Source organism: Rhodopseudomonas julia (assembly GCF_030813515.1).
In the GTDB taxonomy this organism is placed as follows: Bacteria; Pseudomonadota; Alphaproteobacteria; order Rhizobiales; family Afifellaceae; genus Afifella; species Afifella julia.
Genome location: NZ_JAUSUK010000001.1, coordinates 707694 through 721499 on the forward strand (window position 1 = coordinate 707694; position 13806 = coordinate 721499).

At 63.6% G+C, this 13806-nt stretch carries 13 protein-coding genes; 9 read left to right on the forward strand and 4 right to left on the reverse strand.

All coding sequences use genetic code 11. From position 1 onward, the window contains the following. Positions 1–71: 71 nt before the first annotated feature. Entirely contained in the window at positions 72–572 is a 501-nt protein-coding gene (locus J2R99_RS03345) for a BA14K family protein (protein ID WP_307153072.1), read from the forward strand. Positions 573–652: 80 nt separating this feature from the next. On the opposite strand, the gene J2R99_RS03350 is transcribed toward J2R99_RS03345, so the two are convergent. Continuing rightward, positions 653–1159, reverse strand: a complete 507-nt coding sequence (locus J2R99_RS03350) for a 2'-5' RNA ligase family protein (protein ID WP_307153073.1) — start codon at positions 1157–1159, stop codon at positions 653–655. 25 nt (positions 1160–1184) lie between these two features. Continuing rightward, positions 1185–1859, reverse strand: coding sequence for an HAD family hydrolase (locus J2R99_RS03355; protein ID WP_307153074.1), 675 nt, complete (start codon positions 1857–1859; stop codon positions 1185–1187). A gap of 107 nt (positions 1860–1966) precedes the next feature. Between J2R99_RS03355 and thrC the strand changes: the two genes are divergently transcribed. The 4 genes from thrC to J2R99_RS03375 all read left to right on the forward strand — a co-directional run bounded on the left by thrC (position 1967) and on the right by J2R99_RS03375 (position 8235). Beyond that, on the forward strand, positions 1967–3376 hold the full coding sequence (gene thrC, locus J2R99_RS03360) for a threonine synthase (protein WP_307153075.1): 1410 nt from the start codon (positions 1967–1969) through the stop codon (positions 3374–3376). Next, positions 3376–4641 (forward strand): M16 family metallopeptidase, encoded by a 1266-nt coding sequence (locus J2R99_RS03365; protein WP_307153076.1) that lies wholly within the window; start codon positions 3376–3378, stop codon positions 4639–4641. The genes thrC and J2R99_RS03365 overlap by 1 nt, the downstream gene beginning before the upstream one ends. A gap of 14 nt (positions 4642–4655) precedes the next feature. Continuing rightward, the gene (locus tag J2R99_RS03370) at positions 4656–5234 is read left to right on the forward strand and encodes a GNAT family N-acetyltransferase (protein ID WP_307153077.1); all 579 of its coding nucleotides are present in this window, start codon (positions 4656–4658) and stop codon (positions 5232–5234) included. Positions 5235–5325: 91 nt separating this feature from the next. Continuing rightward, complete coding sequence (locus tag J2R99_RS03375) at positions 5326–8235, forward strand: EAL domain-containing protein (protein ID WP_370872258.1); 2910 nt, start codon at positions 5326–5328, stop codon at positions 8233–8235. A gap of 6 nt (positions 8236–8241) precedes the next feature. Here the strand turns inward: J2R99_RS03375 and J2R99_RS03380 are convergent, their stop codons facing one another. Continuing rightward, complete coding sequence (locus J2R99_RS03380; RefSeq protein ID WP_307153079.1) at positions 8242–8844, reverse strand: YqgE/AlgH family protein; 603 nt, start codon at positions 8842–8844, stop codon at positions 8242–8244. 125 nt (positions 8845–8969) lie between these two features. Here J2R99_RS03380 and J2R99_RS03385 point away from each other — a divergent pair, with 125 nt between their 5' ends. From J2R99_RS03385 to J2R99_RS03400, 4 genes are all read left to right on the forward strand, one after another. Then, a complete protein-coding gene (locus J2R99_RS03385) occupies positions 8970–9788 on the forward strand; it encodes a protein-disulfide reductase DsbD domain-containing protein (protein WP_307153080.1) in 819 nt (272 codons plus the stop codon). 123 nt (positions 9789–9911) lie between these two features. Next, positions 9912–10397 carry a peroxiredoxin gene (locus tag J2R99_RS03390; RefSeq protein WP_307153081.1) on the forward strand — a complete coding sequence of 162 codons (486 nt, stop codon included), beginning with the start codon at positions 9912–9914 and terminating at the stop codon, positions 10395–10397. Between the two features lie 259 nt (positions 10398–10656). Then, positions 10657–12522, forward strand: coding sequence for a monovalent cation:proton antiporter-2 (CPA2) family protein (locus J2R99_RS03395; protein ID WP_307153082.1), 1866 nt, complete (start codon positions 10657–10659; stop codon positions 12520–12522). 41 nt (positions 12523–12563) lie between these two features. Beyond that, the gene (locus tag J2R99_RS03400) at positions 12564–12794 is read left to right on the forward strand and encodes a DUF2093 domain-containing protein (RefSeq protein WP_092809136.1); all 231 of its coding nucleotides are present in this window, start codon (positions 12564–12566) and stop codon (positions 12792–12794) included. 19 nt (positions 12795–12813) lie between these two features. Here J2R99_RS03400 and lpxK read toward each other — a convergent pair whose 3' ends face one another. Continuing rightward, entirely contained in the window at positions 12814–13806 is a 993-nt protein-coding gene (gene lpxK / locus J2R99_RS03405) for a tetraacyldisaccharide 4'-kinase (protein ID WP_307153083.1), read from the reverse strand.

The window sequence follows — 13806 nt, forward strand, 5'->3', positions numbered from 1 at the left end:
AGCGGGAACAAAATCCCGGAGTTTTCGATTTCCCTCCGCGAAGGGGCTTATGGTAAGCCAGGAGAAATTGAATGCTTAAGAGGAGCCTGCGGGCGACATGCGTGCTCGTCGCGGCAAGTTTTGCCTTTGCTGCAGCCCCGATGGCGAGCGCAGCGCCGACGCTTCCGAAACTCGTCGTTGCCGATCAGACCTCAAGCCAGATCCAGAACGTGCAATGGGATCGGCGAGATCGACGTGACCCGCGTTGGGATCGGCGCGACAACCGCCATCACCGGGCCGATCGGCGCGACGAGCGACACCAATGGGACAAGCGCCGGCATGGTCCGCGCTATCGTGACCGTCGCCCCGGATACAGCCATTACCATGACGGCTATTACTACTCGACGCCGTGGTGGGCTGCTGCAGGTGCCGTCGGCGCCATCATCGGCAATAAGATGGGCAATAGCGGGAACAGCAATGCGCGTTCGCACGTCGCCTGGTGCAACGATCGCTATCGCTCCTACAATCCGCGAACCGATACGTATACGGGCTATGACGGGCGGAAGCATCGCTGCGACAGCCCTTACAATTGATCGCAGCAAACGCTGAAGATTGATCCTGCCCCCGGCCATTTGCCGGGGGTTTTTCTTGCCGCCCATGTCCGTCCGAGGGCCTAACCCCGGAAGGGGAAGAAGGCCTCGCGCTGCCACGGCCCGCCCAGATAGCGCCACAGGATGAGCCCCTCGCCGCGCCCTTCGAAGGGCCGTAGAGCCACCTGTAAATCGCTGCGCAACGCGTCCGCCTCTGCCGTGGTGACCTTGTTCTGCAAGGTAACATGCGGGCGAAATCCTGCTCTATCCTGCGCCGTCAGGAAGGGCGCGAACTCATCGGCGAGATCGCGGCGCAACGCCGACAATGCCGGCGCCTCGGCGGTCAGTGCAACACCACTGCCGAGCGATTTCACCCCGGTGAAGGCGAGCCGGATTTTCCGCTGACGCCGTGCCGCCTCCTCCAGCACGGGGCGCAGGAGGCTTTTCCGCTCGCCCGGCAGCGCATGAAACAACGTCAGATGCGCCGGAACCTGATTGCGCTCCGGCGGATAATGCTCACGCCGCAACGCGTCGAGGCGTGCGAAAGTGGCATCGTCGAGTTTCAGTGTCAGGACGAGGGGTTGCGCCACCACAAGGCTCCGGAATGTGAAAGCCCTAGACGAGGCTCCAATCTGCGAGCGCTTCGACCGTCGCCGGCACGTCGCGGAGCCGGTTGACGACCGTCGTCGCACCCGCATCCATCAGCGCTTCGGCATGACCCGGCCAAGTGTGCGACGCGCCGGTGAAACCGATCACGCGCATGCCGGCGGCGACCGCCCCGCTGACACCATGAACGGAATCCTCGATGACGAGCACGTTGGCCGGCTCGACGCTGAACTCCTCGGCTGCGTGCAAAAACACATCCGGGGCCGGCTTCTGCCGGTGCTGGCGCACCTCGACAGCGGAATAGATGTAGGGACGGAAACGATCATAGAGCTCGGTGCGGCGAAGCTCCATCTCCAGGCGTTCAGATGTCGAATTGGAGCAGATGCAGCGCGCGGCATCGAGCCGGTCGAGCATGTCGTGCGCGCCCGGGACCATTTGGAGTTCCGTCTCCAGGGCGTTGTCGAGCTCCGATTCCGAACGCGCCCTGATGGTGTCGGGAAAGCTCTTGCCGAGCTCCGCCTCCGCCTGCGCGAAGATCTGATCTCCGGTCAGGCCTGCGAAGCGCAGCGAAACTTCGTCGGGGGTGATCTCCAGCCCAGCTTCCCCAAGAAGGCGGGCCGTGACGCGCGAGGCGATGATCTCAGAATCGACCAGGACGCCATCGCAATCGAATATAACTAGCATGCCCTGAGGCTTTAGGGCACCGGCTGCTTGCGGCAAAGGGCTTGATGGCTCAAAAAGGCCGTCCGAGATGATGTGCCCGGCTTCGGTCGGGGAATGAGGAGACGCTTTTGCGTTATGTATCCACGCGCGGCCAGGCTCCGGCCTTAGGCTTTCGTGACGTCGTTTTGACCGGGCTTGCCTCTGATGGCGGCCTCTACGTGCCGGAAGAATGGCCGGCCTTCTCCACCTCAGAGATCGCCGCCTTCGCCGGTCGACCCTATCAGGACATCGCGCTTGCCGTCATGCGCCGCTTCGTCGGCGACGAAATCGGCGAGGCGAGGCTCAAAACTCTGATCGCGGACGCCTATCGCAGTTTTCCGCACCCGGCCGTCACGCCGCTCGTGCAGATCGCACCCAATCACTTCCTTCTGGAGCTCTTTCACGGCCCCACCCTCGCCTTCAAGGATGTGGCGATGCAGCTTCTCGCCGCCTTGATGGACGACATCCTGGCCGAGCGTGGCGAGCGGGCGACGGTCGTCGGCGCCACCTCCGGCGATACGGGTGGCGCGGCCGTTGAGGCGTTCCGCGGACGCGCCCGCGTCGATGTCGCCGTTCTCTTTCCCGAGGGGCGCGTTTCCGACGTACAGCGTCGGCAGATGACGACCCTGTCGGAAGACAACGTTCAGGCGATCGCCATCAAGGGTCACTTTGACGATGCCCAGGCCCTTGTCAAAGCCATGTTCGCCGACAAGAGCTTCCGCGAGGAAGTTTCGCTGTCGGGCGTCAACTCCATCAATTGGGGCCGCATCGCCGCCCAGACGGTCTATTATTTCGTCGCCGCGACAGCGCTCGGCGCACCGGCACGAAAGGTCTCTTTCACCGTGCCGACTGGCAATTTCGGCAATATTTTCGCCGGCTATGTCGCCGCGCAAATGGGCCTGCCGATCGACAAGCTGGTCATCGCCACCAACGTCAACGACATCCTGCACCGCACGCTCGAAAGCGGTCGCTATGAGGTGGGCGACGTGGTGCCGACGGCCTCCCCGTCGATGGATATTCAGGTCTCCTCGAATTTCGAGCGTCTTCTCTTCGCTGCCGAAGGCCGCGACGACACGGCGACCGTGCGGCACATGCAGGGCTTGAAGCAATCCGGCTCGTTCACGCTGGAGGAGAAAAGTCTGAACGCCATCAAGACGGATTTTTCGTCAGGACGGGCGGACGAAGCGGAAACGGCTGCCACCATTCGCCGGGTCCATGCCCAAACCGGGCTCGTCATTGACCCACACACGGCCGTCGCCGTCAGCGTTGCCGAACGCCATCTCCGTCCGGCCTCGCCGATGGTGACGCTCGCCACCGCCCATCCGGCGAAGTTTCCCGATGCGGTGGAAGCGGCCAGCGGCATTCGCCCGGCACTGCCGGAGCGGCTCGCCGGCCTGATGGAGCGCAAAGAGCACTTCACGGTGCTGCCGGCAGAATTGGAAGCGGTGGAACGACAGATACGATCTCGCTCACGCGCCGCGCAGATCGAGGCATTGTAATGATGCAGCTCAGCAAACTTGAAAACGGCCTCACGGTCGTCACCGAAACCATGCCGCATCTCAAGACGGCAGCGATCGGCGTTTGGGTCAATGCCGGCACGCGCTCAGAAAGCGAAGCCGAGCACGGCATCTCGCACCTTCTGGAGCATATGGCGTTCAAAGGGACGACCCGGCGGAGCGCACGCGACATCGCCGAAGCGATCGAAGCGGTCGGCGGGGAGATCAACGCCGCAACGTCGATCGACCACACCGCCTATTACGCGCGCGTCCTCAATGAGGATCTGCCGCTCGCCATCGACGTTTTGTCCGACATCGTCATCCATTCCACCTTCGATCCTGTGGAACTGGCGCGCGAGCGTCACGTCATCTTGCAGGAAATCGGTGCGGTCATGGACACGCCCGACGATCTCGTTTTCGATTATTTCCAGGCCGCGGCCTATCCGGATCAGCCGATCGGGCGCACCATCCTCGGCGAAGAAGCTTCGATCACGCGCATCACCCCGGACGACCTCAAAGCCTATCTCGCCCGCCATTATCGCGGCGACGCGCTGGTTCTGGCGGCTGCGGGCGGCATCGAACACGACGAGGTGCTGGCGCTCGCCAAAGAGAAATTCGGCAACCTCGAAAAGAACGCCAATGGCGAGCTTGCACCGGCGCGCTATCTCGGCGGCGACCATCGTCAAAAGCGGCGTCTGCAGGAAGCGCAGATCATTTTCGGCTTCGAAGCGCCCTCGAGACGCTCAGACCGCTATTTCGCCGCCCGCATGCTCGGCACCATCCTCGGCGACGGCATGGCCTCCAGGCTCTTCCAGCGGGTGCGCGAGGAAGAGGGGTTGTGTTATTCGATCTCGGCCTTTCACTGGGCCTTTGCCGACAGCGGCGTTCTCGGCATTCACAGCGCCACCTCCAAGGGCGACGTCAAGGCGGCCTCCGCTCTCATTCTCGACGAGCTTTTGAGGATTACCGATGGGGTGCACGAAGACGAGATCGCGCGCGGTCGCGCCCAGATCAAGGCGGGCCTCCTGATGGCGCTCGAAAGCCCGGCGGCGCGCGCCGGCCAGCTTGCCCGCCAAATCATGATCCTCGGTCGCCCGCTTGCACTCGACGAGCTCCTCGCCGATCTCGAAAGCGTCACCTCGAACGACATCGCGGAGATGGCGAAGGATGCACTTGCATCACCGCTGACGCTCGCTGCGATCGGACCGGTGGGCAATCTGCCCGATGCTGGGAGCATGACGAAGCGCCTGCGTGGCAGCATGGTGTAGCGGCACCGACGACCATGGCCTTCCTGCGCTCCGTCTCATCCGCCGAAGTCGGGCCAAGCCTCACCGGGGAAGGCGTGTTGTTGCGTGCGCCGCAGTTCTCCGACTTCGCGGAATGGGCAGCTTTGCGCGAAGAAAGTCGCGCTTTTCTGGCGCCGTGGGAGCCGATCTGGCCCTCCGACGATCTCACCCGCATGTCGTTTCGGCGGCGCATCCGCAGGTACCGCAACGAGATCAGGGACGATCAGGCCTATCCCTTCTTCATCTTCCGGATGTCGGGAAACATCCTCGTCGGCGGCCTCACCCTCTCCAATGTGACGCGCGGCATGACCCAGTCGGCGACCATCGGATATTGGATGGGCGAACCTTTTGCGGGCAAAGGCCATATGAGCGCCGCTTTGCGGGCGATTATCCCCTACGCTTTCGGTCCGCTGCGTCTGCACCGGCTCGAAGCGGCCTGCCTGCCGCACAACCGGGCGTCGATCACGCTCCTGGAAAGATGCGGCTTTCAGAGAGAAGGTCTTGCCCGCGGGCTCGTCTGCATCGCAGGGCGCTGGCAGGACCATATCCGCTTTGCACGGCTCGCCGAGGACTGATCCGGCCGGGGATGAACGCCACTCCTCGTCGGCCAAAGGTTGTGCGCAAGCCAGACGAGGGTTAGACGATGACGTCGATTTGCCGGAAAAGATGAGGCTTGAGGGCTTGCGCGTATCGCCTTTCCCATTGAGGATTCTGCTCGTCCTGGCGGCCCTTTTCGTGCTCGTGCGGCCAGCTGCGGCGCTTGAAGCCATCGAGGTGCCGCTCGGAGCCGCAACCCTCGACCTCACCGACGCGGTTGAACATTATTCCAGCGATACGGACCGCTTGCAGGTTTCGACCGCAGCCGGCGCCGATGGCATCGTCCGCCGCATCGAGGTGCGGGCACAAAACGACGGCGGCACCTCCGACTGGGTCGTCTTCGCGCTCGCCAACACCTCCGACGAGCAGATCGACCGCCTTCTCGTCGCTCCGCATTACCGGCTGGTCGGTTCCGGCGTTCTGACACCGGATCTCGGCTCCGTGCGCATCGTTGCGGTCACGCCGTCGGAAGGTTTCGCGCCCGAGCATCTCGATGAGCCGGGCGCCGATGTCTTCCGCATCACGCTCGATCCCGGTGCCATCGTCACCTATATCGCGCAGCTCTCCTCGCCCAAGCTCACGGAACTGCATCTGTGGCAGCCGGAAGCCTATGAGGAGAGCGTCAACTCCTTCACGCTCTACCGCGGCATCGTCCTCGGCATTTCGGCTCTGCTTGCGCTCTTCCTGACCGTCCTGTTCGTTGTTCGCGGCACGGCGATGTTCCCGGCATCTGCGATCCTCGCCTGGGCCGTCTTCGGCTATATCGCCATCGATTTCGGCATCATCGGCAAGGTCTTCGGGCTCGGGCCGGAGGCGCTTCAGGCCTGGCGCGCGGCCACGGAAGTGCTCCTGTCGCTGGCGCTGACGGTGTTCCTCGCGACCTATCTGCACCTGCACCGCTGGCATATTCGCTATGCCCATCTCACCGGCATCTGGCTCGTCGTTCTGACGGCGCTCTTCGGCATCATCCTCATCGATCCGACGACAGCCGCCGGCATTGCACGCATCTCCCTGCCGATCACCGTGATGCTCGGGCTCGCCGTCATCGTCTACCTCGCCTTCCGGGGCTTCGACCGCGCCATCATGCTGGTGCCGTCCTGGACGATCCTCGTCTTCTGGCTCGCCATGGCCTGGCTCGCCGTCTCGGGACGCATCGACAATCCGTCGATCCAGCCGGCACTTGCCGGCGGCCTCGTTCTCCTCGTCATGCTGGTCGCCTTCACCATCATGCAGCACGCCTTTGCCGGCGGCGGCCTCGCCCAGGGCATCGTCAGCGATGCGGAGCAGAAGGCGCTCGCCCTGGTCGGCGCCGGGCACGCCATCTGGGACTGGGACGTGGCGCGCGATCGCATCGAAATCGGCCACGAAATCGAAACCGTGCTCGGATTGAAGCGCGGGGCTCTCGAAGGCCCGGCACGCAACTGGCTCGGCACGCTGCATCCGACCGATCGCGACCGCTTCCGCGCCGTGCTCGACGCCGTCATCGCCCAGCGCCGCGGTCGTATCAATCAGGTCTTCCGGATGCGTGCCGCCGACGGGCGTTTCCTGTGGTTCCATCTCAAGGCGCGTCCGATCGTCGGCGCCGACGGCGAAGTGATGCGCTGTTCCGGCACGCTGGCCGACGTCACGGAGGCGCGGACCGCCGAAGACCGTCTCCTGCACGATGCGATCTTTGACAATCTCACCGGCCTCCCCAATCGACAATTGCTCCTCGACCGCCTCGACCAGGCGCTTCTGCGTGCGGAAGCCTCGTCATCGGTCATGCCGTCGGTCATCTATCTCGACCTCGACGGCTTCCAGCGCATCAACGACGAGAACGGCATTTCCGTCGGAGATTCGGTGCTTCTCGCCATCGCCCGCCGTCTGTCGCGGCTTTTGTCGCCGGCCGACACCCTCGCCCGCATCGGCGGCGACGGTTTTGCGATCCTGCTTGGGGCCCCCGGCGAAGCGGACATGGTGCAGGAATTCGCCGATTCCCTGCGCATTGCCGTGCGCGCGGCGATCCCGATCGGCGATCAGGACATTCGCGTCACCGCCTCGGCCGGCGTGGCGATCGCCACGAAGGGTGCGGCGACTGCCGAAATCCTCAAGGATGCGGAGACGGCAAGCTTTCACGCCAAGCGCCAGGGCGGCGACCGCACCGCTCTCTACCGTCCGGGTGAGATCGTGCGGCGCGCAAGCGACGATCTGCAGGCGGACCTTGCCGCCGCCCTCGAGGGCGGCGAGATCGAGCTCGTCTATCAGCCCATCATCCGGCTCTCCGACAACACCATCGCCGGTTTTGAAGCGCTGGTGCGCTGGGAGCATCCGCGTCGCGGCTCCGTGCCGCCGAGCGAGTTCATCCCGGTTGCAGAAGAAAGCGGCCTCATCGTCCAGCTGGGCCTCTTCACGTTGGAGCGTGCGGCGCGCGATCTGGCGCTCTGGCAGGCAGCCTTGCGCGAGGGACCGCCGCTTTTCGTCTCCGTCAACGTCTCAAGCCAGCAGCTCCTGCGCTACGATCTCATCAACGACGTCAAAGCGGTGCTGGCACGAAGCGGCGTCGCACCGGAAACGCTGAAGCTCGAAATCACCGAATCGCTGGTGATGCAGAACCCCGAATTCGCCGCCAAGATGCTGGAGGAAATCCGCAATCTCGGCGCCAGTCTGGCTCTCGACGATTTCGGCACCGGCTATTCGGCGCTCTCCTATCTGCAGCGCTTTCCCTTCGACACGATCAAGGTCGACCGGTCCTTCGTCGCCAACAACGGCTCGCCGGCGCGACCCGTCATTTTGCGTTCGATCATCACGCTCGCGCATGATCTCGGCATGGACGTCGTGGCGGAGGGCGCGGAGACGGAAGCCGACACGCTGGAGCTCACACAGCTCGGTTGCGAATACGTGCAGGGATATCTCTACGGGCGGCCGATGTCGTCGCAGATGGCGCACCAGATGGCACGCCGCAGCCAGCAGCCGCAGCAATCCCTGGCGCGGTCCGCTTAAGCGGGCTCAGGCGTGGCCTGAGAGCGAAGACAGCCGGTCCTGGGCGACGCCGATCTTCGACAAAGCGCGATCGTATTTCGTCTCGAGATCGGCATCGAAGAGGATTGCCCTGTCGGCGGGCCCGTTCAGCCAGCCATTCGCCTGGATCTCGAGCTCGAGCTGTCCCGGCGCCCAACCGGCATAGCCAAGCGCCAGAAGCGCCTCGGCCGGCCCCTCGCCGTCTGCGATCGCCCGCAGCACATCGAGGGTCGCCGTCAGGCAGACCTCATCGGAAATCGGCAGCGTCGCCTCTTCGAGGAAAAAGTCGCAAGAATGCAGGACGAAGCCGCGCCCCGTTTCGACGGGCCCGCCGCGATGCACGCGAATTTCGTCGAGATTGCGCGGATCGCCCACCACCACTTCCTCGTCATGGCCGATATCGAGCTGGGCGAGGAGATCGCGGAAATTGATTTCAGGCGCGAGCTTGTTGATCACGATCCCCATCGCGCCCTGATCGGAGTGCGCGCAGAGATAAATGACCGTCCGTTCGAACCGCTTGTCGCCCATCGTCGGCATCGCGATTAGAAACTGGCCGTCCAAGAAGCCGCTATCCGGCGTCGCTGTTGTCATACCCCGGATGGTAGCAATCGCCGTGGCGCTTGAACAGGCTCGGCGGGGTTTTGCCTCACCAAGAAATGACCATAGGAGTGCGGAAGAGATTGGCCGCCCGTCCGGGTCATGTGCAAGGTGGTCGCATGCAGTCACGTTTTCTTCTCACCGTCCTGATCGCCTCCCTGACATTCGCCGCCTTTGCCGGTCAGTCCAAAGCCGCACAATCCGACTGGTCGGAGGGCGAGCGCTCTCGTCTTCGCCTGATCGCAGCACCCGTCGACGGCGAGGTGATGGCGGGAATCGAAATCGAGCTCGAGCCCGGCTGGCACACCTATTGGCGCAGCCCCGGCGATGTCGGCATTCCCCCGCGTTTCGATTTTTCCGGCTCGGAGAACCTGCGCTCAGCCCAGGTGCTTTATCCCGCGCCGGAGCGCTATGACGATGGCACCAGCATCTCGGCCGTCTATTTCGACCGCGCGGCGCTTCCGGTCGTCGTGACGGCCGACGATCCGGCAAAGCCCGTCGTCCTGAAGCTCTCGGCCTTTTACGGCGTGTGCAAGGACGTCTGCATTCCCGCCGATGGGGCCGCCACGCTCACCATCGATCCGCAGCCGCAGGACGATCCGCGCTCTCGTATCGCCCTCAAAGAGGCGGTCGCCGAACTGCCGCAGCAAGGGCCGACGGCCGGTCTTGCGGTTGCGAACCCGCAGCTCGACGGCAGTGACATGACGATCAAGGTGGTGGCAGAGCGTGCGAAAGATCATGCGCCCGCGCTTTTCGCCGAGGCACCGGACGGCGCCTATTTGCCGGTCCCCGAGCTTGGCACGCACGAGGGTGCCGATTTCATTTATCACTTGCGTTTTTCGAGCCCGGAGGAGGCTGAGGCCATGTCCGGCAAGAAGCTCCGTTTCACGCTCGTTTCCGGCGGAGATGCGATCGAGCAGTCGATGAAGCTTCCCTAAGGACACACTCTCTTCGCGCGGATGACTTCAAACCTCCCGGCGCCGCCCTAGATCGGAGCTACGCCGCTCGTACACGGTGCGGCGCCCCTCGATTTCGCGTATTTCTACCATCAGGAGATCTTCATGACCCTTTCCGCCGGCGATCGCATCCCAGGGACCACCTTCTTCGTCTCCGGCGAAAACGGCCCGGAAAAGCGCACCACGGACGAGATTTTTCCCGGTAAGAAGGTCGTTTTGTTCGGCGTGCCCGGCGCATTCACCCCGACCTGCCAGAACAAGCATCTGCCCGGCTTCTTGGAGCATTACGATGCGATCAAGGAAAAGGGCGTCGACACGATCGCGCTTGTCGCCGTCAACGATCCTTTCGTGCTCAAGGCCTGGTCCGAAGCAACCGGCGCCACCGGCAAAATTCCCTTCCTTTCCGATGGAAATGCCGAATTTGCGAAAGCCGCGGGCCTCGCCATCGACGGCTCGGGGGCAGGCCTTGGAACGCGGCTCGCGCGCTTTGCCGCCATTATCGACGATGGCGTGGTGAAATCGATCTATGTGGAGGATGCTCCTTCCACAGCGGAAAAGTCGACGGCAGCCGCGGTTCTGGAAGGGCTGTGATCTAGGCCTTCCTCTCGGTCCGCCATTTCGGGCCGAGCGTCCGGCAACACGACTATCCTGCCGCGCGAGGTCTTCGCGCGGCAGGCAATTCAGGTCCGGCGACCCCGCTCGCCTTGAGGTGCAGCACGAACGGCATTCCTCGATAGCGGCGTTTTTTTAAGATGCCGCTGCAAGTCTTGGCCACCTTGCACTTTCCCCCTCTTCAAGCGGTGGCTTTAAGACTGTATCGTCACAGATAAATCCTTCGAGGCTGACTGGAATGGCCGCTTCAACAGCGGAAGCCGTCGCGGAAGCCGCCGGCGCCACCAATGCTGTGCTCTTTGCCGAGCCGCTGATCCTGCTTGGGGCGGCCGTGCTGATGGTGCCGCTTGCCAAACGTCTCGGGCTCGGCTCCATTCTCGGCTATCTGGCGGCCGGCGTTATCATCGGCCCGCTGGCGCGCCTCATCAGTGAGCCGGAACAGATCCTGCACGTCTCCGAGCTCGGCGTCGTCATGTTTCTGTTCATCATCGGCCTCGAGCTCAAGCCTTCGAAACTCTGGACAATGCGGCGCGATATTTTCGGCATGGGCGCCGCCCAGGTCGGCATCACCGGCTTCGTCCTCAGTCTCGGCTTCTTTTTGTTCGGCTGGCGTCTGGAACCGGCACTGATCATCGGCTTCGGTCTCGCCATGTCGTCGACTGCCTATGGCATGCAGGACCTATCGGAAAGGAACGATCTGAAGACGCCCTATGGGCAGAAGAGCTTTTCCATCCTGCTCTTTCAGGACATCGCCATTGTGCCGCTGCTGGCGCTGGTGCCGCTGATGTCGCCGGGCAATACGGACAACGCAGCCTCGAGCGGCCTGGTGGAGGTCATCAAGCTCGTTGTTGCCACCGGGCTCCTGCTTCTCGCCGGGCGCTTTCTGCTCAATCCGATGTTCCGCCTCCTCGCCGCCACCAAGGCGCGGGAAATCATGACCGCTGCGGCACTTCTCGTCGTGCTCGCAGCCGCAGCCATCATGGACATGGCCGGCATGTCGATGGCCATGGGCGCTTTCATCGCCGGTGTGATGCTCGCCGATTCCTCGTTTCGCCACGAGCTGGAGGCCAATATCGAGCCCTTTCGCGGGCTCCTTCTCGGCCTCTTCTTCATCGCCGTCGGCATGTCGATCAATCTGTCGAGCGTGCTCGTGGCCTGGTGGCGCATCATCCTTGTCGTGCCGATCGTCATGCTTTTCAAAGGAGCGATCCTCTACGGGCTCAACCGCCTCTTCGGCGCCAGCCACAACAATGCGATCCGAACCGCCACCCTGTTGCCGCAGGCCGGTGAATTCGCCTTCGTTCTGTTCGCCTCGGCCGCCGCCACGCGGGCGCTCTGGCCGTCCGAAACCTCCTTCGTCGCAGCCATCGTCACCGTCTCCATGGCTCTGACGCCACTCTCGCTGTGGCTCAGCAAATTCCTTCTCATCGAAGAGGACGAAGACGCCATGGAAGAGGATTTCGAAGGGGCCGGCGGCGAGGTGCTGGTGATCGGCTTCGGCCGTTTCGGCCAGATCGTCAGTCAGGTGCTGCTCGCGCGCAACGTCAATGTGACGATCATCGAGGCCAATGCGGAACGCATCCGTCAGGCCGCCCGCTTCGGCTTTCGTATCTATTTTGGCGACGGGACCCGCATCGACGTGTTGCGTGCGGCCGGGGCGGAAGAAGCCAAGCTCATCTGCGTCTGCGTCGACGAGCGGGAAACCACCAACCGGATCGTCGACATTCTCGTCTCCGAGTTCGATCAGGCGGAAATCTACGTGCGGGCCTGGGACCGCGCACATACGCTCGAGCTCATCGAAAAGGGCGTCGATTACGAGCTGCGAGAAACCTACGAATCAGGTCTCGTCTTCGGCGGCGAGGCCCTGATGGCGATCGGTTTCGATCGCGAGGAAGTGCAGGCGACGCTCGAGGATGTGCGTCGGCGCGACGCGGAGAGGCTCTCCTGGCAGAGGAGCGGCGACTTCTCCTCCGGCCGTCATCTGATGCATCCTCAGAAGGTGGAGCCAGAGCCTCTTGTGCCTCCGGAAAAGCATCGTGGGCGCGACGAAGAAGAGGATGACGATATTCCCGCATCGCCGCCCCGCGACACCGAACGGGCGTGAGGCGACTTCAATTTCCGCGCAAAAGTCACTAGTTTGAGAACATGAACAGATATGAAGGCATAGGCCCCGGCGGTGAGGCCAAAATCCGCTATCTCGATGGAGATTTCCAGGTGACGGTTCCCGGCACCTTCGTGACATGTGCCGTCACGGGCATGCGCATCCCGCTGTCGGAGCTGCGCTATTGGAGCGTCGACCGGCAGGAGCCCTATGTCGATGCGGCGGCTTCCTTAAAGCGCGAGCTCGAGCTGCGCGACGCGAAGGCGGCCGGCTAGGCGGCCGGCACACGCAGCCTCAGAAGAGACGCTCGGCGAGCCAGTTCCACAGCGCTTCCCTTTCGGGGATCTCGGCCTCGACCGGAAACACGGCAAGGCGCTCATAGAGCGCCTGCCGCGCCCCTCCCCGTCCCGTGAGACGTACGGCGTCCTTTTCCGTGGTGACGAGCGTCAACCCGGCACGCCCGGCCTGTGCGACGAGCCTCCGGCAATCCTCCTCGCTGTAGGGGTGGTGATCGGCAAATCGCTGCCGTGCAGCAACCACCGCGCCCACATCTTCGAGAGAACGAAAAAAGCGATCCGGCGCGCCAATCCCCGCAAAGGCGAGAACCCTCTCATCTTGCCATTCGCCAGGGCTGTGCGGGCTCAGCACGCCGCGGAAGACCGGCAGGCCTTCCGCTTCGGCCGTCGCCGCCACGGCGTCGCCCGGCTCGCCGTCGCCCATGATGAAGACCCCGTCGGCGAACGGGAGTTGCGAATGCATGGGTGCGCGCAGCGGTCCCGCCGGAAAGACGAAGCCGTTGCCGATTCCCCTCGCCCCATCGACGACGACGAGCGAGACAGTCTTCGTGAGGCTCGGATTCTGAAACCCGTCATCCATGATGACGAGGTCCGCACCTTTCTCTGCGAGAAGTCTCGCGCCAGCGACACGGTCACGCGCCACGATGGTCGGGGCGACGGAAGCGAGAAGCAGCGGCTCGTCGCCGACCTCGTCCGCCGAATGACGACTGCGGTCGACCTCAACGGGGCCCTTGGTCGATCCTCCGTAGCCACGCGACAAATATCCGGGCTTATACCCCTTCTCGATCGCCAGACGACCGAGGGCCAGTGAGAGCGGTGTCTTGCCGGAACCGCCGAGGGTGAAATTGCCCACACACAGGATTGGACATGGCGCCACCTCACCCGGTTGGCGCATGCGCCTCGCCGTAAACCAGCCATATAACCAACCCGCCGGAGCGAGTGCCCGCCCGAGAGCCGTGCCCTTCCGCCACCAAAAGGACGGCGCATGCAT

Coding starts and splice junctions, on each gene's coding strand:
- J2R99_RS03345 (WP_307153072.1), top strand. CDS start 72: ATGCTTAAGAGGAGCCTGCGGGCGACATGCGTGCTCGTCGCGGCAAGT.
- J2R99_RS03355 (WP_307153074.1), bottom strand. CDS start 1,859: ATGCTAGTTATATTCGATTGCGATGGCGTCCTGGTCGATTCTGAGATC.
- J2R99_RS03365 (WP_307153076.1), top strand. CDS start 3,376: ATGATGCAGCTCAGCAAACTTGAAAACGGCCTCACGGTCGTCACCGAA.
- J2R99_RS03370 (WP_307153077.1), top strand. CDS start 4,656: ATGGCCTTCCTGCGCTCCGTCTCATCCGCCGAAGTCGGGCCAAGCCTC.
- J2R99_RS03375 (WP_370872258.1), top strand. CDS start 5,326: ATGAGGCTTGAGGGCTTGCGCGTATCGCCTTTCCCATTGAGGATTCTG.
- J2R99_RS03380 (WP_307153079.1), bottom strand. CDS start 8,844: ATGACAACAGCGACGCCGGATAGCGGCTTCTTGGACGGCCAGTTTCTA.
- J2R99_RS03385 (WP_307153080.1), top strand. CDS start 8,970: ATGCAGTCACGTTTTCTTCTCACCGTCCTGATCGCCTCCCTGACATTC.
- J2R99_RS03390 (WP_307153081.1), top strand. CDS start 9,912: ATGACCCTTTCCGCCGGCGATCGCATCCCAGGGACCACCTTCTTCGTC.
- J2R99_RS03395 (WP_307153082.1), top strand. CDS start 10,657: ATGGCCGCTTCAACAGCGGAAGCCGTCGCGGAAGCCGCCGGCGCCACC.
- J2R99_RS03400 (WP_092809136.1), top strand. CDS start 12,564: ATGAACAGATATGAAGGCATAGGCCCCGGCGGTGAGGCCAAAATCCGC.
- lpxK (WP_307153083.1), bottom strand. CDS start 13,806: ATGCATGCGCCGTCCTTTTGGTGGCGGAAGGGCACGGCTCTCGGGCGG.